This is a genomic window from Erythrobacter sp. S249 (assembly GCF_057364975.1).
On record NZ_CP200287.1, the window covers coordinates 2,394,475 to 2,416,465 of the forward strand.

The window sequence follows — 21,991 nt, forward strand, 5'->3', positions numbered from 1 at the left end:
ACAATTTGGATTGAGGAGCGAGCCCAATGGCGACCCAGCTGAAACCGAGTATAGAATGCAGCAAAGAAGAGTGGCAGGCGCGCCTCGATCTTGCCGCTTGCTACCGGATTTTTGACCATCTGGGTTGGGGCGAATCGATCTATAACCACATCTCGATTAAGGTGCCCGGAGAGGAAGACACATTCCTCATCAACCCGTTTGGTCTGCTGTATGACGAAGTGACTGCATCGAACCTTGTGAAGATCGATGTCGAAGGCAACAATGTCGGCCAATCGCAATATATGGTCAACAAGGCTGGCTTCACCCAGCATGCCTATTTCCATAAGCATTTGGGCGCGCGTGCGGATGCGATCTGCCATGTGCACACCACCGCCACCATGGCCGTTTGCAGCCACAAGGATGGCCTGCTGCCGACCAATTTTTACGCCTGCAATTTTCAGGGTCAAATTGGCTATCACGATTTTGAGGGCGTTACCGTTCGTGAGGAAGAGGGCCAGCGCTTGGTTGAGAACCTCGGCGATCACTCAATTTTGATGCTGCGCAATCACGGCCCGGTCGTGATGGACAAGACCATCCAGGGCATGTTTGTGAAGATGTGGGCGCTTCAGCGCGCTTGCGAAATTCAGGTCGCCACGCTCGGCATGGGCAATCCCAATATTGTGCCGCAAGAGGTTGTCGATGTTCACCAGCGCGATCTGTCAGTCATGCAGAGCCAAGGCGGTGCGGGTTTGTTCGATTTTGAGGCATGGAAGCGCAAGATCGATCGGATCGACACTTCCTGGCGCGATTGATTCTGAAACAGATTTTCCAGGTTAGGATGCGCTGATGCCGCGCATGACAGTCAATGATCGTCCAGTCGAATTCGACATGGATCCCGATACTCCGCTGCTTTATGCGCTGCGAGAGGCGGCGAACCTCACCGGCACGAAAAGCTGTGGTGGCGGCTCGTGTGTCGGCGCCTGCATGGTGATCGTCGATGGGGCGGCGCTGCGTTCGTGTCTGATCACAATTGCTGAGGCCGAGGGCCGGTTCATCACGACAATTGAGGGGCTGTCACGCGACCGCTCTCACCCAGTTCAACAGGCGATGGTGGCAGAGCAAGCGATCCAGTGCGGCTATTGCACATCAGGTATTGTCATTGCTGCGGCAGCGCTCATTCAGCGCAATCCCGCGCCGAGCAAGCTGGAAATCGAGCAGGCGATCCCCAACATTTGCCGCTGCGGTGTCTATCCGCGGTTGATCCGCGCAGTCGAGCGCGCAGGGCGGGTGGTCCGCAGGCAAGAGAGCATCAGCGCAGCGCCCGCACCGGGTATCAGCTCAGCCGATGCGGCAGAAAATGTCCCAGCCCTTAGAGTTGGCAATGGCGGGCTAGGCACGGTTGCTACGCCTGAGCCAAGTTCGCAAGAAACCTCGCCGCCAGAGGAATAGCGGCCCTGCCGGGCTTAACCGGCAAGGCCGCATCTGTGTTATTCCTAGAACCGGCCAGTCACCGCAAACCGGGCATTGATCGGCGCGCCAACGGTGGCCTGATGCGTAGAGTGCGAACTCGGGAAATACAGCGTGTCGGTCAGGTTTTCGACGTTCACCTGAACACGCAGGTTTTCCGACACATCAAAATAGGCCGCTGCATCCACCCGGGTGTATGCAGGCAGGATAGCGCGAGTAGTAACCACGTCACCGTTTATGCCCGTGTATGATACAGTTCCGTTGGTGATGAAGCTTTCGCCCTGATGCGTGATGCCAAAACCGATCCCAAATCGCTGCGTCACTTCAATCTGGTTCCAGACCGAGAACATGTTCTCTGGCAATTCGCGTGGACGCAGACCTTCGACACCCAGATTGTCGACCTGCACGCCGTCCAGATAGCTGTAACCTGCTGAAATGTTCCAACCCGGCATAACCTGACCTTGCAACTGGACTTCGAAGCCTTGGATATTGCTGTCAATTACGTCGAGGGTTTCTGGGTTATCATCATTGGGCTGGGGCGAGCTTTGCTCGATATCGAACACGGCTGCGGTAAGGCTGAGGCCTTGCTGAAAGTCCCATTTCACACCCGCTTCAAGGTTAGTGAAGGTGTCGGGAGCCAGCGCATTGTTATTGCCATTGATGTTGGCGAACTGTTCACCTGAACGCGGCAGGAAGCTTTCCGAATAGCTCGCATAGATAGAGATGTTCTCTTGCGGCTTGATAATGATGCCGCCGCGCGGCGAGAACTCTTCATCCTTGCGGGTGCGAAGCTCAAGGTTGTCTGGGTCCAGATTGTTAACCGAGATGTCAAAGCTATCGAAACGACCGCCGATCACGACATTGAGCCAGTCGGTCAGCTTGATCTCGTCCTGAATGTAGAGCGAGAAAACCTCAACATCGACATCGGTGTCGTCATTAAGGTCGCTGAATACCGCCGTCGTGGGATTGCCTGCTGCGGTTACGCCCACGCCATTGCGGAAGTTCAGAGGCCGGGCGATAGCGAAAAATTCATTGTCGTCATTGCTATCTGACCAAACGGGATTGAAACGATCTTGCCGCGAATTGGTGGTGATGTATTCGGCGCCAAAAAGCAGAGTGTGATCCATGCTTCCGGTCTCAAACTCACCGACCAGATTGGCTGAAAAGGTCAGATTGTCGCGCTGTGTGGTGTCGATATAGCCATCGGTTGTGACGACCTCTGGCGTAGCTAGCTGATTATAGCCTGATGCGTAAAAGTTCGAATAGACCTTGTCATAATCGCCATATGCGGCGGAAAATACGCCTTTCCAGTCCTCAGAAAACTGGTGGCTGAGATTGGCACGTAGCAGATGCGCTTCGAGCGTGGTGAAGTTCAGTACTTCATCGCCGAAGACAATATCTTCAAAGGCTTCGACCGGGCGGCCATCGGTGCCGGTCGGGATGCCGCGATCGATGAAGCGTTCGTGGTCAGCATATTCATAGGACAGATCAAGGACTGTATCCTCACCGAAAACGAAACGTACAGTCGGGTTAAAGCCGATCCGTTCACCATCGTAGAAATCGCGATGATTGTTTAGGTTTTCATAGGCCGCGTTGACTCGCAGTGCGACATTTTCACTCGCTGAGAGGTTGATGTCTCCCTGCACGCTAAATTCGCCGAACGTATCCACAGCGATTTGTCCGCCGCCGAATGTTTCGCCCAAGACACCTTTTTTGGTCACGCGGTTCAATACGCCGCCGGTGCCGCCGCGTCCGAATAGGAGGGCGTTTGGCCCGCGCAGGATTTCGACCTGCTCAAGATTGTAGAGCCCGCGGTAATATTGCACGTCGTCGCGCACACCGTCGATGAAGAAGTCCGCTGTCGAGCGAGTGCCGCGAAAGACGATCGCGTCACGGTGTCCTTCGCCCTGAGAGGTGTTCACTCCTGGCGTGTAGTCGACGATTTGCCCAATGCTCGTAATACCGCGCTCAAGGATATCCTGTTCAGTGGTAATCGTGAGGCTTTGCGGGACATCGATGATTGGGGTCGGCGTTTTGACCGAATTGACCTGGCTTGAGTAAAGAACCTCGCCCTCAACGATGATGTTAGACTGTTCGCTTTTGCCATCTGCCTCAGGATCATTGCCGGCTTGAGCGAAAGCTGGTGTGGCGATTGAGGCAGCGCCGATTAGCAAGGCAGTGCGCGAAAAACGAGTGTTCATAGGTAAGAATCTTTCCGTCCCAGGAGTGTTGAGCGGGCTGCTATTGCAAGCCGTTCTCATTTGCAAGTCAATTGAAAGTGATTCGCAGTACTATTTATTGCAAGTGTGGTTTTTGTGCGCGCAATCGGATATCTGGCCGCTGAAACCTTCACTCACACACTAAGCGGAACGGCACCTATGAAAGCGACCATCTGGCACAATCCGAAATGCGGCACCTCGCGCAAAACTCTGGCCATCCTAGAAGAACAAGACGGCATTGATCTCAGCGTGGTGCTCTATCTGAAAGATGCACCAAGCCGGGAAAAGCTTGCTCAGCTGTACAAGGACGCTGGCATCACGCCTCAGCAAGGCCTGCGTTTGCGCGGCACCGATGCGGCAGAGCGCGGCCTGCCAGATGCCGATGCGGACACGGTGCTTGATGCGATGGCTGCGGATTCGTCCTTGCTGGAGCGCCCTCTGGTTGAGACTGAGAAGGGCGTTCGGCTGTGCCGTCCGCAGGACGTAGTGCGCGAAATCCTCTAAGGCTGTCCAGAGCTCCGGACTTTGGGCCTAAGCTTCTTTGCCAGTGAGCGTGGCGTCGGCTTGCAGGCCGCGCCAGCCAAGGATTGCGACGATCAGGCAAAAGACAATCACCAGGCCGAAGCCCAGCCAATCGTTGAGGCCATAGAGCCATACGCCAAGCGCCGGCGCGTAGATAAAGCTCGCGCCTGCAACGCTTGCGACAATGCCGGATGCCTGCCCTTGCTCTGCCCGTGTCACCGCCAAAGACGTGCCGGCTGTTGTGCCCGGCCGGAACAATCCAAAACCCAATGAGGCGATGGCATAGCCAAGCGATAGGCCGAACAGCTCATTCGTTGCGCCCAGTATAGCGGTGCCAATCGCTGCCACGATTACGCCCGACAATGTCGCGACGCGCGGCCCCATCTTGAAGCGCGGGATGAGGCCCCATTGCGCGAGCAATGTCGCCACTGCACCAAAGGCGAGCACCAGGCTGACATAGGTTGCGCCTTGTTCTGGATCGCCTCGCAAGTTCAGCCGGTCGAGCACCAGAAATCCGGTGATGCCCATGATCATGGCCTGTGCATGGCCGCCGATTAGCCCTGCGAACACCCATGGGCGCACCCGCGCATCTGTCCACTTTAGCCGCTCAGGAGTGGCAGGCTGCGCATTTGCTTCATCATCGTCATCAATTTCGAGGCCCTCAGACCCGCTGGAATAAGACGCGGCCTGCCCGCGCGCGGCAAATTGCGGCACGTCATTGGGCAGGTACAAGCGCAGCAGCACCAGTGCAGCGAGGCCGAGAAGGGCAAAACCAAGGAACGGACCGACCAGCCCGATACCCAGAAATGTGACGACCATCAGCGGGGCCAGCACTGGCCCAATCACTGTCCCCAACCCAAAGCTGGAGGCGATCAGTGAGAGCGCATTCGTCCGCTCCGCTCGCGGTGTGCGCGATGCGACATAGGCCTGAACGGCTGGCGGTGCGGCGCTGCCAAACCCGCCAAACAGGCTGCGCGCGGCGGCAAAGGCGATCAATGTCCAAAAGGCGTTCATAAAGCCCGCGAGGCCTGCCCACAGAGCCGCTCCGCACAGGACCATCGAGACGACAAAGCCGGTCAGGCCGAGCGCCATCATCGATTTGCGGCCGCGCTTGTCGGATCTGCGCGCCCAGATCGGCGCGCACACCACCCACAGCAGAGCCGACCAGCTGTAGGCGAGGCTGATCCAGACGTCATTGACCTCCAACGCAGTGCCGATCGAGGGCATCACCGATTGCATCGCCGTGTTGCCCGCCGCCGTCACTAGCATCACCGTAAACAGCAATGTCATGCGCCCGTGCGAGATGGAGCTTTGCCCCCCTCCAGCGCTGGGACTGCTCAGCGCGTCGGGGCGCTGGGTTTCAAGATCGGGTTCTGCATCGGCCATCGGTTGCTGCTGCGCTAGGCCAGCGGGCCTCGGCTTGCAATTGGTTAGCGCCTCTGCAAGGCGGATCAGCGTATTGTGTTTGCTCCCCGATCATAGGTGACGATAGGTCCACTCGATGCAATCTGAAGATTTGGCAATTGGCAGCCGCGGCGGCTTGCGCGCACGCTGGCAGCGCTACGGCGCGCAATGTGCGGTATTTTTCCGCGGGTTTGTGGAGCATCCCCGGATGGTCGGCTCAATCATCCCATCCTCGCGTTTCACCGTGCGCAAAATGCTGGAACCGGTCGATTGGGGCAAATGCGAGGTGTTTGTCGAATATGGCCCAGGCATCGGGACGTTCTGCCGGCCCGTTCTCGATCGCCTACGCGGAGACGCCGCGCTGGTCGTGATCGACACCAATCCGCTCTACATCGATTATTTGACCAAGACGATCCGCGATCCGCGCTTTCACGCGGTGCTTGGCTCCGCTGAACATGTGGAGCAACACTTGGCCGAGCTCGGCCTATCGGATGCCGATTATGTGCTGTCAGGTCTGCCGTTCTCAACCTTGCCTGCTGGCGTTGCGACCAAGATCGCCGAGGCAACCTATAAGGTCATCAAGCCGGGCGGCGCATTCCTAGCCTACCAATTCAGCTCCGCTGTGCGCGACGAATCGGCGAAGTTCTTTGAACGCATTGATGCAGGCTTTGAGTGGCTCAACATCCTGCCATGCAAGCTCTATTGGGCCTGGAAAGAGCCTAAGAACTAATCAGCAAGTCCTGCGGGCTTCGCAAGGTGCGAAGCCCGCTGCTTAGGCTTTACTCGAAGACGTCCTGAACATTCTTGCCGGCTTGATCGCCAGACAATTGCGCGTGGATCGCCGCGAATACAGCCAGGAAAACCGCGCCCAGCACAGCGCTCATCAATGCTGCGATAAATCCATTGCCGATCTGTTCAATCGTTCCGCCCAGCGCGGCGAAGATTGTGCCCGTGACCAAGGTCAGCACCAGCGATACAACGGCAAAAGCGAGGAACAGCAGGAACAGGAACAACAGCAAGCGGAAGCTGTTGCCCTTGGTCAGCTGCCAAGATCGCTTCAGTGCGTTGATCGGATTGTACTCACGCTCAATCGCGATGACGGCGGTGTAGAGCGAGAATTTGATCGCGATGTAGATGATCAATGGGAACGCAATCAGGATAGCAATCGCAATCGCCGGGCCCCCAAGAGCGCTTAGCAATCCGATAGGAACACCAATGACGACCGCGGCACCGAGCGCCATGATAATTGCCGCACCAATATAAGGCAGCAGTCCGCGCGCGCCGAGCTTAATCGCCTCACCCACAGTTGGCCGGGACGTGTCGGTCAGCAGGGTGAGCAGCGCAAGCGTGCCAACCGTCTGGAACAGGGTGATGAGGACGAACAGCCAGCCATATTGGCTGTATTGAGCCGTCATTGCGCCCATAGTCGCATCCATCACCGCTTGAACATCGGCAGGATCACCCGCTGGCGGCGGCGCTGGGTTCACCGCCTCTGGTACAAACACGGCAAGCGCGAATTGCGGGAGAAACAGAAACAGGCCAGCAATGATGATCACCAATTCGCGATTGGCGCCCAGCATTGCGGTTGCTTGCGTCCAGGCTTGGCCCATATCCAGCTTCACGTGTACTTCCCCTACATAATTTCACCCTTGATAAGCGCACTCGATGCCCCCAAGCAATCACCATATGACCGCCGCCGCCAAGACATCACCAGATACCTTGCCCGCATCATCGATTACCGCGATCGATTGGCGGCGTGAGGAGCGCCAGGTGCCTTACACAGAGGCCTTGGCTGAGATGGAGGCGCGCAACCAGGCGATTGCCGAGGGAAGCGAGCGCGAGCAGGTGTGGCTGCTCGAACATCCTCCCGTATACACCGCTGGTACAAGCGCGGCAGACGACGAGCTGCTCGATCCGCGATTTGAGGTCGTTAAGGCTGGGCGCGGCGGACGCTACACCTACCACGGACCCGGACAGCGGATCGGCTATGTCATGCTCGATCTGAATCAGCGCGGCAAAGACGTGCGCTGCTTTGTCCATGCGCTGGAGGGCTGGGTGATTGCCGCCTTGCGCGAGTTTGGGGTGGAGAGTTGGGCGGTCGATGGCCGGGTCGGCATCTGGACCAAGGATGTCGATGGGCGCGAGGCAAAGATTGGCGCGATTGGCGTGCGCGTGCGGCGCTGGGTCACGATGCATGGGGTCTCCGTTAATCTTGACCCAGACCTCACCCATTTCACTGGGATCGTCCCATGCGGGATCGACGAATACGGCGTCACCAGCCTATCGCGCTTGGGCCTCGACATTTCTCCCGCCAAATGGGACGAGGCGCTGATCGCCCATGCTGGCGAATTTTTGGAAACACTCGATAAGGCCGAAGCACGAAGATGCGCATCACAATAATTCCTATCCGTGCGGCTATGCTCGCTCCGCTGGCCTTGGCAATGGCGGCATGCGGTGATGATGCCGCGCCAGAGGCGAGCAGCGGCGAAGAGGTGGCAGAAGCCACCGGCGACGTGCTGGGCGGATCGATCAGCGACGATATGCTGCCGCTGGAGGAAGTCCGCTCACAATCGCCATTGGCCCCGCGTGCCAGCGATGCGCCAGGCTCCTCGGGCGGTGGTAGCGATGCGGATGACGCCGGCGAAGCTTCGGGCGACGACGATGCTGAAACGGCAGAGGCCGAAGCATCCGCTGATGCTCCGGCCCCAGAAACGCCCTCTGAACCTGCGCCCCAAGAGGACGCAGGCCAGTAATCAGGCCGCGTTTTCTGCGCTCGCCTGTTCTTCTTCCAGCGTCGGATAGTCGATGTAGCCTTCCGCAATTGGGAAGTACCAGCTCTTAGGCACATTGGTGTTCGGGTTGAAATGCGCGCCCGCTGCGATCCGCTTTTCCAGATCAGGGTTGGAGATGTACGGACGGCCAAAGCTGACCGCATCGCAGCGACCGCTGGTCACATCGGCATCGGCTTCCTCAGCGCTGTAATCAGAGTTCAGAATCAGCGCTCCTTTGTAGTGCTCGCGGATCACACCATCCTGCTTAGGCACATCCGTCTGGCCGAAGGTGCCATCTGGGCCCGGCTGGCGCAGCTCAACAAAGGCGAGGTCCAGATCATTGCAGACCTTAGCCGCTGCGCCAAAGGTTGCCTCTGGATTGCTGTCATCGGTGCCTTGCGAGTCGCCATTGGGTGACAGGCGAATGCCAACCCGGTCTGCGCCCCACACATCGATCAGCGCCTCCAGCACTTCGCGCATCAAGCGGGTGCGGTTCTCAGGTGAGCCGCCATATTCATCGGTGCGCAGGTTCGTCTTGTCGCGCAGGAACTGGTCGATGAAATAGCCATTGGCGCCGTGCAATTGCACGCCATCAAATCCGGCCTTCTTCGCATTCTCAGCCGCGCGGTGATAGTCACCAATCGTGCGCTTGATATCGTCGAGCGTGGCCGCGCGAGCCTCTGCATAAGGCTGCTTGCCAATCGGCGTGTGCGCCTCGCCCGGTGCAGTCGTCGCGCTGGCGGAAAGCGGCGGGTTCCCGTCGAGGAAATAGGGGTGAACGATCCGGCCCATATGCCACAGCTGCATGACGATCATGCCGCCTTCTTCATGCACGCCCTCAACGATCGGCTTCCATGCTTCGGTCTGCTCGTCGGTCCAGATGCCGGGCGCTGATGGCCAGCCCAGGCCCTCTACACTGATTCCAGTCGCCTCGGTCAGGATCATGCCGGCACCGCTGCGCTGGCGATAATATGTGCCCATCAAGGCGTTCGGCACAAACATCGGTTCGGCCGCGCGCCCGCGTGTGAGCGGCGCCATAAAGATACGGTTCTTGGCCTCAAGCGCGCCCATTGTGAGCGGCTGGAAGAGAGCATCGTGCATAGGGTTGGTCCTCTTTTGCAATCTTTTGTATTTGAGCACTTGGGGAATTGCGGGCTAGGGCGCAAGCATGGAAAACGCTGGGGCGCCTCAAAAACAGCCGTTCGATGCGAGAGCTGCGCTGCTGCTGGCGGCTTTGCTGGGCGGAAATATCGCCCTTGCGACCGGGCCCTGGCTTGTGCGTCTGTCGGATACCGGCCCGGTGAGTGCGGGGTTCTGGCGCCTATTCCTAGCGCTGCCATTTTTGGTGCTGTTCGCGCGGCTAAGCGGTCAGCGGCTGGGCGGGATGCCGCGCAAGACGTTGGTGCTGGTGGCTTTGGGCGCGACCGCATTCGCGCTGGATCTGGCGAGCTGGCATATTGGGATTGGGCTCACCCGGCTGGGCAATGCGACCCTGTTTGGCAATGCCGGGTCGATCATCCTGCTATTTTCCGGCTTTGTCATGGCGCGCATGTTGCCGCGCGGATTTGAATGGCTCGCGATTGTGTGCGCTCTCACCGGTGCTGCGATCCTGCTCGGGCGCAGTCTTGAGATTTCGACCTCGACCTTTGTCGGCGATCTCTTTTGTCTCGCCGCAGGGCTGCTTTACGCGATCTACCTGATCACGTTGCAGGGTGAGCGGGCGCGGTTTGGCTCGTGGAGCCTGCTGGTGTGGGTCAGCGTGTTTGCCTGCCCGGTGCTGCTCGCGCTCGCATTGGCGCTGGGTGAGCCGGTGTGGCCGACCGATTGGACGCCGATCCTGATCCTGTTTGTGAGCAGCCAGCTGATTGGGCAGGGGCTACTGGTCTATTCGCTAGGCCACTTTCCGCCGCTGATCATTGGGCTGGCGCTGCTGACCCAGCCCGCAGTCGCGGCGCTGATTGGATATAGCGTGTTTTGCGAAGTGCTGACGCCGCTCGATTTGCTTGGGATGGTACTGGTCGGTAGCGCTTTGGTGATTGCTCGTATGAAGAGTGGTTGACCGATAAGGTGACCACTCTTGCAAGCAAACGCTGGCCTCTAAGACAATTTAGCGGCTTGTTCGTTCAACTCGCCAACCGCTCAAACATCACGTCAGATCGAAGAACATATTTGGCCCCACTTACCACCTTGGAACCCTTATGCGGCACACGGTGAAAGAATAACAACGCCATGCCTGTTTCGGCTTTGACGCTGTGGCTTATTATGTAATTCGGACCACTCTGGGAGCTAAAGACTGTTTCACCGCCTTCGAATTCCTCATTCAAATAAACCATGAACGTCAACACGCTACGGGTTCTGTCGCCTGGGTCGTAGGTGCCATCAAGGTGCCAATCGAACTGTTGCCCTTCAGTGTATTTGTAAAAACGCATCCGTTCGTTCAACCGGTCTGGTCTCCAATGCCCAAAAAATGGGTTTTCAAGGCTCGGCGCGAGTCTTTGCCAAAGCTGGTCAGCCAATGACATATCGTCCGAGATTACTCGAGTATTGTTGCGAATGTCGGGACGCAATATGGCTCCGACTGCATCATTAATGGTCGCATTGTCGTAACCGGACTTTTCACTCGATGCTATGAGGTCTTCGCACTCAGCCTTTGAGAGGAAATTCCGTATGACACCTATATGCTCGGTCTGCCAATCAAGGACATCCATAAGCTAATTCCAATTTTTGCTGTTCGTCTAAAAAAGATGCTCAATCCGCCGTGAACGCGACCTTGCCCAGATCGCCTAGGCCCACGGTGCCGCCGGCCATGCCGAGCATCCGGTCGAGGCTTTCCTTGGCTTTCAGGCGCAGGTCTTCCTCAATCACGATTTGCGGCTCGAGGTCGCGCAGCGCGACATAGAGCTTCTCCATGGTGTTGAGCGCCATGTAGGGGCAGATATTGCAGGAGCAGTTGCCGTCAGCACCCGGCGCGCCGATAAAGTTCTTCTCCGGCAGAGCCTTTTCCATCTGGTGAATGATGTGCGGCTCGGTCGCGACGATCAGCGTGTCGCCTTCAAACTCCTGCGCAAATTTCAAAATGCCGCTGGTTGAGCCGACATAATCGGCATGATCGACAATCGTCGGCGGGCATTCCGGGTGCGCGGCGATTGGCGCATCGAGGTGCTGTTCTTTGAGCTTGAGCAGCTCCGTCTCGCTAAATGCCTCGTGCACGATGCACACGCCCGGCCACAGCAGCATTTCGCGGTTGAACTTGCGCGCCAGATAGCCGCCAAGGTGGCGGTCCGGGCCAAAGATGATCTTCTGCTCTTCGGGGATCTGCTGCAGGATCGTTTCCGCGCTGGAGCTGGTGACGATGATGTCCGAGAGCGCCTTCACCTCGGTCGAGCAATTGATGTAGGTCAGCGCGATGTGATCGGGATGCGCCTCGCGGAAAGCCTTGAACTTCTCGGGCGGACAGCTGTCTTCTAGGCTGCACCCGGCATCCATATCGGGCAGCACGACGATCTTCTCTGGCGAGAGGATTTTTGCGGTGTCGGCCATAAATTTCACGCCGCAGAACGCGATCACATCCGCATCCGTATCCGCCGCCATCTGGCTGAGCTGGAGCGAGTCGCCAACATAATCGGCGATGTCCTGAATATCGGGCGTCTGATAATAATGCGCCAGGATCACCGCATTGCGTTCTTTGCGCAGGCGATCAATCTCGGCCAGCAAGTCTTTGCCAGAGGGCACTTTGGTTGGGGCGGTCATAAAATCAGATCCCGTGAAATTCAGTTGCTTGGGTCATATAGGTAGGAAATGCGGCGAAATCGAGCAGAATTGGTGGCTTAGGCCCAGCTCAGATCGTGCGCCAGACGCCTGCGTCCTGAGCGGCTAGCCCGCGTTTTTCCAGATCGATGAGATGCGCCTCGACGCTCATTTCCGCCGCTGGGATCAGCCGCTCATCCAGCCCCTTATACATGGCAGGAATGAACTCCGGGATTGGCCGGGCGGCCTCACCCATCAGGCGCAAGATCTGGTTTTCGCGCTGGCGGCGGTGGCCGATCATCCCGCGCACCAGCTGCTGAGGCTTGGTGATCGCTGCGCCGTGGGCCGCGTGATAGACCGCGTCATCGCGCGCCATCAGCCGCTCCAGGCTTTTCATATATTCGCCCATGTCACCATCGGGCGGGATGACGACGCTGGTTGACCAGCCCATCACATGATCACCGGTGAACAGCGCTTTGCTCTCTTCCAGCGCAAAGCACAGATGGTTGGAGGTGTGGCCCGGCGTGTGCACGGCGGTGAGCGTCCAGCCTGTGCCGGTCATCTGCTCGCCGTCTTCCAGAACCCGGTCAGGCGCATAGGTGGTGTCAAAGGATTCGTCGGCGCGCGGGCGATCCGATTTCAGCACCAGCGGCGCGCAGCCGACAATCGGCGCACCCGTGCGCTCAGCCAAAGGCGCAGCGGCGGGCGAATGATCGCGGTGCGTGTGGGTGCACATAATCGCGGCAATTTTCGCATCGCCCACGGTCGCCAGAATTGCGTCGATATGTGCAGGCTCGCTCGGCCCCGGATCGATCACCGCCACATCATCGCCCGCGCCGACCACATAACTCTGCGTGCCAGTGTAGGTGTAAGGCGATGGATTGGGCGCAAGCACCCGGCGGATCAGCGGATCAAGCTGTTCTGCGGTGCCCGTGGGCCAGGGTTTTTCAGGTAGTCCGGTCATGCACTTGCATATGAATGGGAGAATGGCACATGTCACGCGGCAGTTATTTGTTTCGCGCCGGAGCGGGTGGCTCCAGACAATTCAGTAAGGGATCCCATGTCCGACTACATTCTTGTCCTAGATGAAGGCACCACCTCGACCCGCGCGATGTTGTTCGATGCGGCGGGTGCATTTCATGGCAGCGCTCAGGAAGAACTGACGCAGCATTATCCGCAGGCCGGCTGGGTAGAGCATGACGCAGCGGAGATTTGGGACAAGACCTTGGCCTGCGCGCGCGCCGTGATCGAGAAAGTGGGCGGGGCAGAGCGCATTGCCTGCATCGGCATCACCAACCAGCGCGAGACCGTGGTTGCATGGGACAAAGCCACTGGCGAACCGCTCGCCCGCGCGATCGTGTGGCAGGACCGGCGGACGGAGCCTTTCTGTGTCGGTCTGCGCGCGGAGGGGCATGAGGCGGATGTGCAAAAGCGCACCGGCTTGCTCCTTGATCCCTATTTCTCCGGCACGAAAATGCGCTGGCTGATGGACAATTCGGCTGAGGTGCGCGCTGCGGCGGATAAGGGCACTTTGGCCTTTGGCACGATTGAGAGCTGGCTGACGTTTAAGCTGGCGGCGGGCCGTCATATCTCTGACGCCAGCAATGCGAGCCGCACGCTGCTGCTTGAACTGGATGGCGCGCAATTTGATGCGGGCCTGTGCGAATTGCTGGGCGTGCCGCATTCCGCTCTGCCCGAGGTGGTCGATATGTCAGGTGCCTTGGCTGAGACCTCGCCTGACATCTTTGGCCGCACAATCCCGATCACTAGCATGGTCGGCGATCAGCAAGCGGCGACGATTGGCCAGGCCTGCCTCTCGCCGGGGGAGACCAAGGCGACTTACGGCACCGGCGCGTTTGTGCTGACCAATCAAGGTGTGCAGATCCCGCGCTCGCAAAACCGCCTGCTCGGGACCGTTCTGACGCAGATTGGCGGGCAGCGGACCTATGCGATCGAGGGCTCGGTCTTTGTGGCTGGCTCGCTGGTCCAATGGCTGAGAGATACGCTCGGTATTGTGGATGTCGCCAGCCAGACAGAGGAGCTGGCGCGCAGCATCCCTGACACGGGCGGGGTCACGATTGTCCCGGCGCTCGCTGGGCTTGGCGCGCCGCATTGGCGGGCGGAGGCGCGCGGTCTGATCTCTGGCCTGAGCTTTGCGAGCGGCAAGGCGGAATTGGCGAGGGCGGCTTTGGAGGCGATGGCGCATCAAACGCATGACCTCGCATCGGCCTTCGCCAAGGATGGCACCGGTTGGGGCACCTTGCGGATCGATGGCGGGATGAGCGCCAATGATTGGATGGCTCAGGATTTGGCCGATGTGCTCGACATTACCGTCGAACGGCCGGAATTCGTCGAAACAACCGCGCTAGGCGCAGCAATGTTGGCGGCAGCGGGGGCAGGGATGCACAGCGACCTCTCAGCGGCTGCGCAGGCGATGCGCGGCCGGCTCAACAGCTTTATGCCGGCAATGTCGGAAGATGTGCGTGAAGAGCGCTTGGCTCGATGGAAGAAGGCGCTGGCGGCGGCTTAGTTTTAGCATGCCATAGCCAGCCCGCGCCCTCCACCCTTCCACCCGGAGCCTACCGGGAGACAATCCGGGTGGAAGGGTGGAGGGCGCGGGCTAGCTCCGGAACGCCGCAGAAACCTCTACCCGAAACGCCCGAAGGCGCGGCCAATCTTGTCTTGAAACGCGCGTGCTGGCGAGGCCACTTCGAAGTCTTTGCGCCATGCTTCATCAAGCCGGGCGATCCGGCCATGCAGCTTCACAGTTTCTTCAATCAGCTCGCGGGTTTCCGGCTCCAGCTTGGCCAATTGCGACGCATCGCTGTCGCGGTCGCCGGGCAATTCGCCATGACGGCGAACCTGGTTCTCGGTCAGTTCGCCAGAAAAATAAGCGCGCTGGTTCAGTAGCCAAGCGAGCACATGCATCATGCGCGTGGTGGTTTTCAGCCCCTCAATCGAAAGGGCCAGGCGCACCTCGTCGTTCTCGCCCATACCCGGCTCTTTGGTGCCAAGCGCGAACACGGCGCGGACATCATCAGCGAGAATGAGCGCCTCTGAATAGAGGGCCTCAATGATCGGGCGAGAAAGGTTGGGGGTGCGGGTCATATATAGCCCAGTTTGCTAGGCTCGATGCGAAAGTGTCGCCAGCTTGGTAACCAGATTATCTGGGTTAAAGTGCAAACCGTCCCGCGCTGATACACAAACAGCCGCAGAATTCCGTCCGCCTCACGGGGTTACGCAATAATATCGGGTAGCAGACGATCTTCGATTAGCGCGATCTGATCCTTCAGCCGCAATTTGCGCTTCTTCAGCCGCGCGATCTGCAATTGATCAATCGAACCGCTAATCTGCCCCGCCTCGGTGAGGGCATCAATCGCGACGTCGAGATCGCGGTGCTCCGACACCAATAAGGTCAGCCGCTTTTCAAGTTCAGCCTGATTCATGCGGGTGCATCACTCTCTTATGGGTTCTTATGCATTGCTGTTCGTGCGCATTATGCCGATCCGCGCAAAGATACCAATAAGCCTATCAAATAAACTTCTGTCCTAGGCGTTCCGCCTAAGTGCGAATGCGATGGCAGTTCAGCGGGAATGGCACTTTACCAAGGGCATTTGCCCGATGCCAGCCACGTGCCACGTAATGGCCTTAATGTACCGCTTTGCAAGCGAGCGATCTTATGGTTCTATGTCTTTCGGCGGTTCGTCCGCACGCAGGCGAGTCGCTCCAACAGGGGTTTGTTGAACCTCATCATGATGGAGATCATTTATGGCATCGTTTGCAGGATTATCCCACGTCAACGCGCTTGAAACAAAGCACGCTGGGCTTGACGCTCAATTGCGCGACGAGATGAACCGGCCCGTGCCTGATGCTGCCACTATTCAAGCGCTAAAAAAGCGCAAATTGCGTTTGAAGGAAGAGATCCAGCGCATCTAACTTCAACCTGGTCGCACAGCACTTAGGCCCTGTTGATAAACTCCCTCGGGGTCACGGTTTGAAGCAAAATTCGCCTTTCACAGGGCGCGATTACGCAGGAAGTGCGGCGCACTTTCAAGTGATTGCAACGCCGTGAGGGCGAATTTTGGTCAAATCCCTCCGGTACGACACAAGAAACGGCCAGCTAAGCGTCGTTCGTCCTTGAATATGCAATAGCATGTCCTTCGTCCTCACTCCTTTAGCTGGCCGTTTCTTGTATCGCCGTGACCCGAGGGAGTTTATCAACAGGGCCTGAATCCGCGCCCGCAATCAAAGCCGCGATTACGAATGCAATTTCACATGGTGGCGGCTTTGCTTTTGCAGGCGCCATTGCCTAGTTAGGAGCGGTGATGACCGCCGCCGCCTCTGCTCGTAAAATCCTCACCCGCCTGCATGAGGTGATGGCCTCGCGTATGCATGCGCAGGGCAAGCTCGATTCTGTCGTCGACATTGTTGGCGAGAGTCTTCGCAGTGAGGTGTGTTCGATCTATTTGCTGCGCGAAAGCATGCTGGAATTGTTCGCGACCAAGGGTCTGAACAAGGAAGCGGTGCACGTCACGCGAATGGCGATTGGCGAAGGGCTGACCGGGACGATCGCTGATAAGGTTGAGACGCTCAACCTGGCCGAAGCAAAGGCGCATCCTGACTTTCTCTATCGCCCGGAAACAGGTGAGGAAAAATTCCACTCCTTTGCCGGCGTGCCGATTGTCTACCGGGAGCGGGCCGTGGGCGTGCTTTGCGTCCAGCATGTCGAGCCGCGCCGCTATGAAGATGTCGAGATCGAGGCTCTGCAGACCACCGCGATGGTGCTGTCCGAACTGATCGCCAATGCCGAATTGGTTGATGAAGAGGAAGCACGCGGCCTCGCCGAGGGCTTAACTGGCACGCAAACCTTGAACGGTCTGGCTTTGGTGAAGGGTCTCGCCTCCGGGCTCGCGGTCTATCACCAGCCACGCGTCCAGATCGAACAGGTCATGGCCGACGATATTGAGGCCGAGCGAGCGCGGGTTTACCGCGCGTTCGACAAGATGCGAGAGCAGATCGATCACCTCTCCAGTCAAGCGGAGTTCGGTGTTGGCGGAGAGCATGAGGAAGTGCTCGAGACCTATAAAATGTTCGCTTATGATGAGGGCTGGTCGCGTCGTATCAACGAGGCGATCGACAGCGGCCTGACCGCAGAGGCCGCGATTGAGCGGGTTCAGCAGCGGACCCGGATGCGCATGCGTGAGATTGATGACGCGCTGCTGGCGGACCGCATGCACGACCTGGAAGATCTCTCCAACCGGCTGCTGCGAATTGTCTCTGGCCAGCTTGGCACGGCGGCGAGTCAAGGACTGCGCCGCGATACTATTTTGATCGCGCGCAATCTGGGCCCTGCCGAATTGCTCGAATATGATCGCCGCCGATTGAAAGGCGTGATCCTGGAGGAAGGCTCGCTAACCGCTCACGTCGTGATCGTTGCGCGGGCCATGGGCGTACCAGTGCTTGGCCGAGCAGCCGGCCTGCGCGGCATTATTCGCGAGGGCGATGAGATTTTGCTCGACGCTGACAAGGCCAGCGCGACGGTAAGGCCGAGTGCGCAAATGGCCGAGGCGTTTGATGCGCGTTTCTCCAAATCGCGCGAGAAGCAGGCCGCCTATGCGGAATTGCGCGATGTGGAGCCTTTCACCCGCTGCGGCACTCGCATCGAGGTGATGATGAATGCCGGGCTACGCGATGACATGAGCTCGCTCGCGATGACCGGCGCGGACGGTGTCGGCCTGTTTCGCACGGAATTTCAGTTTCTCGTCTCCGCCACTCTGCCTCAGCGCGAACGGCAGACAAAGCTCTACCGCGATGTGTTAGAGGCGGCTGGCGATAAGCCGGTGATTTTCCGCACCGTTGATATCGGCGGCGATAAAGCGGTGCCTTATCTTGCATCTAGCCAGGCGAATGATGATGAAAACCCGGCGATGGGTTGGCGCGCCTTGCGACTGGCGCTGGAACGTGAGGGCCTGCTGAAGGTTCAAGCGCGCTCTTTGCTTGAGGCCTCTGCCGGACGCCCGCTCTATGTGATGTTCCCAATGGTATCAGAGCCATGGGAATTTGATGCGGCCAAGACCGTTTTTGAAGAGCAGCTCGCTTTCATGCGTTCCAAGAAGAAGCTGATCCCGGATGCGATCTATTATGGTGCCATGCTGGAAGTGCCCGCGCTCGCCGAAGTTCTCGATATCCTCTGTCCGAAGCTGAGTTTCCTCTCCGTTGGCACCAATGACCTCACCCAATTCCTGTTTGCCGCGGACCGAGCGAACCCATTGCTCGCTGAGCGCTATGACTGGCTCAGCCCATCGATCATGCGGTTCCTGCGCCGCGTTACGCAATCGACGACGGGCACGGATGTGGCGCTTGGCGTGTGCGGCGAGATGGGCGGCCGGCGGCTGGAGGCCTTGGCGCTGCTCGGCATTGGTTTCCGGCGCCTGTCGATCACACCTGCCGCGGTTGGTCCGATCAAGGAATTGGTGCGCAAGGTTGATCTGAAAGAGATCACGCAGAGAATGAATGATTGGCTGGCAGACCCCGGCGTCAATCTGCGCGACGAGCTGAGCCGCTGGGCGGCTGATCGCGGTATTGAAACCGATTGACGCATTCGTGTGTTAACTGAGCGTGCGTCAGCGCCGTTCTGTCGGAATGGGGATGCGACGAACTGCAAGAATGCTTGACAGCGCAGGCTGCAACCGATTGTTTGCTGCAAAGCACCTTCGGGGAAAATAGGGGTCTGTTCAAAGGCCCGCAAACAAAAGGTCGTATGGTTCGAGTCATGGACGACGAACAAGAAACAGCGGTTGAAGAACTGCCCCTCGAGAGCGTGGGCGCGCAATTGCGCCGTGCGCGCAAAGAGCGCGGCCTCTCGCTAGAGCAAGTTACCGCCGAAACGCGCATTCCGGAACGTCATTTAGAAGTGATTGAAACGGGTGACTTTTCTGCTCTGCCTGCACGCACCTACGCAATCGGATTCTCGCGCACTTATGCGCGGATGATGGGGCTGGATGAGGCGGAGATTGCTGATCAAGTTCGCGCAGAACTCAGCACCGCAGAGGCTGGACGCGAAATGGTCCCGCTCGGCATGGAGCCGGGCGATGCGGCAAAACTGCCATCTTCCGGCCTCGCGTGGGCAGGGGCCTTCGCCGCGGTCCTGTTGATAGCCGGAATGGCGACATTCTATTCGTCTTACTATGGATCGGGCACTGGCCCCGCGCCTCTGGCGGGCGATGAGCCCGTATTGGCTGATGGCGGCGAAAATGCAGGAGCCGGGGCAGCTGGCGACAATGCAGCGAGCAGCAATGGGCAGGTCGTCTTTACCGCATTGGAAGAAGGCGTCTGGGTCAAATTCTATGATGCCAATGATAACCAGCTGCTGCAAAAGCAGATGGCCAGCGGTGAGCGCTTTGAAATCCCATCCGACGCGCAAGGTCCCCAAATATGGACCGGGCGGCCTGATGCCTTTGCGATTACGATTGATGGCAAGTCTGTGCCCAAATTGGCAGAGGATGATTTCATCATGCGCGATGTCGCGATCTCTGCCGATGCTTTGCTCGCCCGTGCGCAGCAGGCGGACCAAGAAGCGACCCCAGATACGTAACGCGAATTTGGCCTAGCCGGACTGAAAGTGCATGAGGCCAGTTGGCGCGAAATGCGCCGCGCATGCCGCTATTTACCGCGTCTGGGCATCTTACCCACGGATTTTCGCCCCTATGGCCCTCGACTTGACGTCATGACCTCGGCACAGATTCGGGCTATATTCATGCGCTTTACACCAAAAGACGCATGCGCCGTGCTGCAATTGCCTCAGGATCGGAGGCTTTTGGCCATGGCGCGGGGTCTTAATCGCTTGGTAAAGCGCCGCAATTGCACAGAGGGAGCCAGATCGAAGATGCGCGCACTCATTTCAAACCGTGTTTTTTCCGCCAAAGCCGGAGGGCGCATGCTCGCCGCTGGATTGGCTGCGGCGGTTGTCGCGACCACGCCTGTACCATCCATGGCACAAGACATTTCTGAGGCGCGCCTGCGCAAGATTGAGGCGGAAATTCGCGCGCTCCAGCGCAATGTCTTCCCCGGCGGCGATGGCCGCTTTTTTGAGCCGCAAATTGCACCCGGTGAGACCACTGCTCGCCCGGCGAACAGCAATTCGACCACAGCGGTTACCGATATTCTCGCGCGGCTCGATGCGATGGAGCAGCAATTGCAGCAGTTGACTGCCCTTGCGGAGCAGAACGGCAATTCGATCAGCCAAGTTGAAGCCCGGGTGACCGCACTTGAATCGGCCGGTGTCCCTGCGCCTGGCATCGACACGGGAACTGATTTCGGTGCCTCCGACAGCAACCTTAGCGCGATGAGCAATGGCGCATCGGCTACGGGCAGCCAGTCTGCCGGTGACAGCACATCTGCTTCGACCAGCGGACCAAGCGCAGAGCGCCTAGCGGCTGTGCAGGCGATTACAAAGCCGATCACAGAAGACCCTGCCGACGATGAATATTCCTACGGCTTCCGCCTGTGGAACGCAGGCTATTATCCTGAAGCTCGGCAGCAGTTAAACAGCTTTGTCGAGCAATATGGCTCGCATTGGCGCGTGACTTATGGCCGCAATCTGCTTGGCCGCGCCTATCTCGATGACAATATGCCGGAAGAGGCCGCCAAGTGGTTCCTGCGCAATTATCAGGCTGACCGTCAAGCCCCGCGTGCGCCCGATAGCCTGCTCTATCTCTCAGAGGCGATGATCGCGCTTAATGACACCAACCGGGCCTGCATCGCATTGGCGGAGTTCGGCGAGACCTATCCGGCGCTCGCCAGCGGGCGCCTGTCCAATCAATATGAACGCAATCGCCAGCGAGTGACCTGCAATTGATAGGCGCGTCTCATCTGATCTGATCACGCGATGGCGCGAGGATTTGCTCGCGCTGTGGCCACTGGATGAACGCCGAGGGCCGCTCGGGTTGGCTGTTTCAGGCGGGGCAGACAGCCTTGCAATGCTGCTGATCGCGCAGGCGTCGGCGGCCGAAAATGGCGGCGATATTACGGTCGCCAGCGTCAATCATGGGCTGAGAGCTGAGGCCGCGAGCGAAGTGGCATTGGTGGAGCGTATTTGCGCCGAGCTCAGCGTGCCTTTCGCTGCATTGAGCGTTGAGCTTGCGAGCGGGAATGTGCAGGCGAAGGCGCGCGATGCGCGCTACGCTGCGCTCGCCGAGTGGGCGGCGGATCATCAGCTTGGAGCGGTCGCGACCGCGCATCATGCTGATGATCAGGCGGAGACCCTGCTGATGCGCCTTGGCAGGGGCAGCGGTCTGTCTGGCCTTGCCGGAGTGCGCGCTGCGACCAAACTGCCTGGAACTGAGATGGCGCTGCTGCGCCCGCTGCTGAGCTGGCGCAAGGCTGAGCTGGAACAGGTGGTCGCGGATGCCGGAATTACCGCCGCCGACGACCCATCCAACCGCGACGATCGCTATGACCGGGCGCGGATGCGCACACGCATTGCGGAAGCCGATTGGCTCGATGCCAGCGCGCTCGCAAACAGCGCGCAGCACCTCTCGGACGCCTGGCGAGCAATCGAATGGTACGCGGATGAGGACTGGGAAACTCAGGTTTACCGAGAAGAGGGCAGCGGCGGCGCGCCCGAATACAAATATTACGCCAATGTTCCGCGCGCGATCTCGATTGAGACGATCATTCGCATCATCGCTGCGCTTGGCGGACAGGCGAGCCGCAGCGAAGCAGGCCGCGCATTCGACCGCCTGTGGGAGGGCGACAATGCTTCGCTGTCTGGCGTGCTGATTACGCCGGGAACGGAAAAAATCGCGAAACTGGGAATGATGATGCGGGTGTGGCGGTTCGCCCCCGAACCGCCCAGAGCGGTGCACTAAGCAGCGCTCGGCG

General features: G+C 58.8%; 22 protein-coding genes. 13 read left to right on the top strand and 9 right to left on the bottom strand.

The features are described from left to right. Positions 1-26 precede the first annotated feature (26 nt). Both AC0V6V_RS11325 and AC0V6V_RS11330 read left to right on the top strand, forming a co-directional pair. Positions 27-791 (top strand): class II aldolase/adducin family protein, encoded by a 765-nt coding sequence (locus AC0V6V_RS11325; protein ID WP_486165480.1) that lies wholly within the window; start codon positions 27-29, stop codon positions 789-791. Positions 792-825: 34 nt separating this feature from the next. Continuing rightward, on the top strand, positions 826-1,428 hold the full coding sequence (locus AC0V6V_RS11330) for a (2Fe-2S)-binding protein (protein ID WP_486165481.1): 603 nt from the start codon (positions 826-828) through the stop codon (positions 1,426-1,428). Positions 1,429-1,472: 44 nt separating this feature from the next. Here AC0V6V_RS11330 and AC0V6V_RS11335 read toward each other — a convergent pair whose 3' ends face one another. Next, on the bottom strand, positions 1,473-3,647 hold the full coding sequence (locus AC0V6V_RS11335) for a TonB-dependent receptor (RefSeq protein WP_486165482.1): 2,175 nt from the start codon (positions 3,645-3,647) through the stop codon (positions 1,473-1,475). A gap of 177 nt (positions 3,648-3,824) precedes the next feature. On the opposite strand from AC0V6V_RS11335, the gene AC0V6V_RS11340 reads away from it, so the two are divergent. Then, entirely contained in the window at positions 3,825-4,169 is a 345-nt protein-coding gene (locus AC0V6V_RS11340) for an arsenate reductase family protein (protein ID WP_486166090.1), read from the top strand. A 27-nt stretch (positions 4,170-4,196) separates the two neighbouring features. On the opposite strand, the gene AC0V6V_RS11345 is transcribed toward AC0V6V_RS11340, so the two are convergent. Continuing rightward, positions 4,197-5,573, bottom strand: coding sequence for an MFS transporter (locus AC0V6V_RS11345; RefSeq protein WP_486165483.1), 1,377 nt, complete (start codon positions 5,571-5,573; stop codon positions 4,197-4,199). Between the two features lie 115 nt (positions 5,574-5,688). Here AC0V6V_RS11345 and AC0V6V_RS11350 point away from each other — a divergent pair, with 115 nt between their 5' ends. Beyond that, positions 5,689-6,321, top strand: coding sequence for a class I SAM-dependent methyltransferase (locus AC0V6V_RS11350; RefSeq protein WP_486165484.1), 633 nt, complete (start codon positions 5,689-5,691; stop codon positions 6,319-6,321). A gap of 49 nt (positions 6,322-6,370) precedes the next feature. On the opposite strand, the gene AC0V6V_RS11355 is transcribed toward AC0V6V_RS11350, so the two are convergent. Continuing rightward, positions 6,371-7,213 carry a glycerophosphoryl diester phosphodiesterase membrane domain-containing protein gene (locus tag AC0V6V_RS11355; RefSeq protein ID WP_486165485.1) on the bottom strand — a complete coding sequence of 281 codons (843 nt, stop codon included), beginning with the start codon at positions 7,211-7,213 and terminating at the stop codon, positions 6,371-6,373. A gap of 64 nt (positions 7,214-7,277) precedes the next feature. Between AC0V6V_RS11355 and lipB the strand changes: the two genes are divergently transcribed. Continuing rightward, entirely contained in the window at positions 7,278-7,991 is a 714-nt protein-coding gene (gene lipB / locus AC0V6V_RS11360) for a lipoyl(octanoyl) transferase LipB (protein ID WP_486165486.1), read from the top strand. Continuing rightward, positions 7,976-8,344, top strand: a complete 369-nt coding sequence (locus AC0V6V_RS11365) for a hypothetical protein (protein ID WP_486165487.1) — start codon at positions 7,976-7,978, stop codon at positions 8,342-8,344. Before lipB ends, AC0V6V_RS11365 begins: the two co-directional genes overlap by 16 nt. Here AC0V6V_RS11365 and AC0V6V_RS11370 read toward each other — a convergent pair whose 3' ends face one another. After that, entirely contained in the window at positions 8,345-9,463 is a 1,119-nt protein-coding gene (locus AC0V6V_RS11370) for an alkene reductase (protein ID WP_486165488.1), read from the bottom strand. A gap of 67 nt (positions 9,464-9,530) precedes the next feature. Between AC0V6V_RS11370 and AC0V6V_RS11375 the strand changes: the two genes are divergently transcribed. After that, positions 9,531-10,421 carry a DMT family transporter gene (locus tag AC0V6V_RS11375; protein ID WP_486165489.1) on the top strand — a complete coding sequence of 297 codons (891 nt, stop codon included), beginning with the start codon at positions 9,531-9,533 and terminating at the stop codon, positions 10,419-10,421. Between the two features lie 64 nt (positions 10,422-10,485). On the opposite strand, the gene AC0V6V_RS11380 is transcribed toward AC0V6V_RS11375, so the two are convergent. From AC0V6V_RS11380 to AC0V6V_RS11390, 3 genes are all read right to left on the bottom strand, one after another. After that, positions 10,486-11,070: a prolyl hydroxylase family protein gene (locus tag AC0V6V_RS11380; protein WP_486165490.1), complete on the bottom strand. Its 585-nt coding sequence runs from the start codon at positions 11,068-11,070 to the stop codon at positions 10,486-10,488. 40 nt (positions 11,071-11,110) lie between these two features. Beyond that, positions 11,111-12,112 carry a quinolinate synthase NadA gene (gene nadA / locus AC0V6V_RS11385; RefSeq protein WP_486165491.1) on the bottom strand — a complete coding sequence of 334 codons (1,002 nt, stop codon included), beginning with the start codon at positions 12,110-12,112 and terminating at the stop codon, positions 11,111-11,113. An 88-nt stretch (positions 12,113-12,200) separates the two neighbouring features. Beyond that, positions 12,201-13,073 carry an MBL fold metallo-hydrolase gene (locus AC0V6V_RS11390; protein WP_486165492.1) on the bottom strand — a complete coding sequence of 291 codons (873 nt, stop codon included), beginning with the start codon at positions 13,071-13,073 and terminating at the stop codon, positions 12,201-12,203. Positions 13,074-13,169: 96 nt separating this feature from the next. Between AC0V6V_RS11390 and glpK the strand changes: the two genes are divergently transcribed. Continuing rightward, positions 13,170-14,639 carry a glycerol kinase GlpK gene (gene glpK, locus AC0V6V_RS11395; RefSeq protein WP_486165493.1) on the top strand — a complete coding sequence of 490 codons (1,470 nt, stop codon included), beginning with the start codon at positions 13,170-13,172 and terminating at the stop codon, positions 14,637-14,639. 116 nt (positions 14,640-14,755) lie between these two features. On the opposite strand, the gene AC0V6V_RS11400 is transcribed toward glpK, so the two are convergent. Further along, positions 14,756-15,217 carry a DUF1465 family protein gene (locus tag AC0V6V_RS11400; protein WP_486165494.1) on the bottom strand — a complete coding sequence of 154 codons (462 nt, stop codon included), beginning with the start codon at positions 15,215-15,217 and terminating at the stop codon, positions 14,756-14,758. Positions 15,218-15,345: 128 nt separating this feature from the next. After that, on the bottom strand, positions 15,346-15,555 hold the full coding sequence (locus AC0V6V_RS11405) for a YdcH family protein (protein WP_486165495.1): 210 nt from the start codon (positions 15,553-15,555) through the stop codon (positions 15,346-15,348). 322 nt (positions 15,556-15,877) lie between these two features. On the opposite strand from AC0V6V_RS11405, the gene AC0V6V_RS11410 reads away from it, so the two are divergent. The 5 genes from AC0V6V_RS11410 to tilS all read left to right on the top strand — a co-directional run bounded on the left by AC0V6V_RS11410 (position 15,878) and on the right by tilS (position 21,978). Next, complete coding sequence (locus AC0V6V_RS11410; RefSeq protein WP_486137318.1) at positions 15,878-16,045, top strand: YdcH family protein; 168 nt, start codon at positions 15,878-15,880, stop codon at positions 16,043-16,045. A 389-nt stretch (positions 16,046-16,434) separates the two neighbouring features. After that, positions 16,435-18,705, top strand: coding sequence for a phosphoenolpyruvate--protein phosphotransferase (ptsP, locus tag AC0V6V_RS11415; RefSeq protein ID WP_486165496.1), 2,271 nt, complete (start codon positions 16,435-16,437; stop codon positions 18,703-18,705). A gap of 176 nt (positions 18,706-18,881) precedes the next feature. Beyond that, complete coding sequence (locus AC0V6V_RS11420) at positions 18,882-19,703, top strand: helix-turn-helix domain-containing protein (protein ID WP_486165497.1); 822 nt, start codon at positions 18,882-18,884, stop codon at positions 19,701-19,703. Between the two features lie 291 nt (positions 19,704-19,994). After that, on the top strand, positions 19,995-20,966 hold the full coding sequence (locus AC0V6V_RS11425; protein WP_486165498.1) for a tetratricopeptide repeat protein: 972 nt from the start codon (positions 19,995-19,997) through the stop codon (positions 20,964-20,966). A gap of 43 nt (positions 20,967-21,009) precedes the next feature. Beyond that, positions 21,010-21,978: a tRNA lysidine(34) synthetase TilS gene (gene tilS / locus AC0V6V_RS11430; RefSeq protein ID WP_486165499.1), complete on the top strand. Its 969-nt coding sequence runs from the start codon at positions 21,010-21,012 to the stop codon at positions 21,976-21,978. Positions 21,979-21,991: the final 13 nt, after the last annotated feature.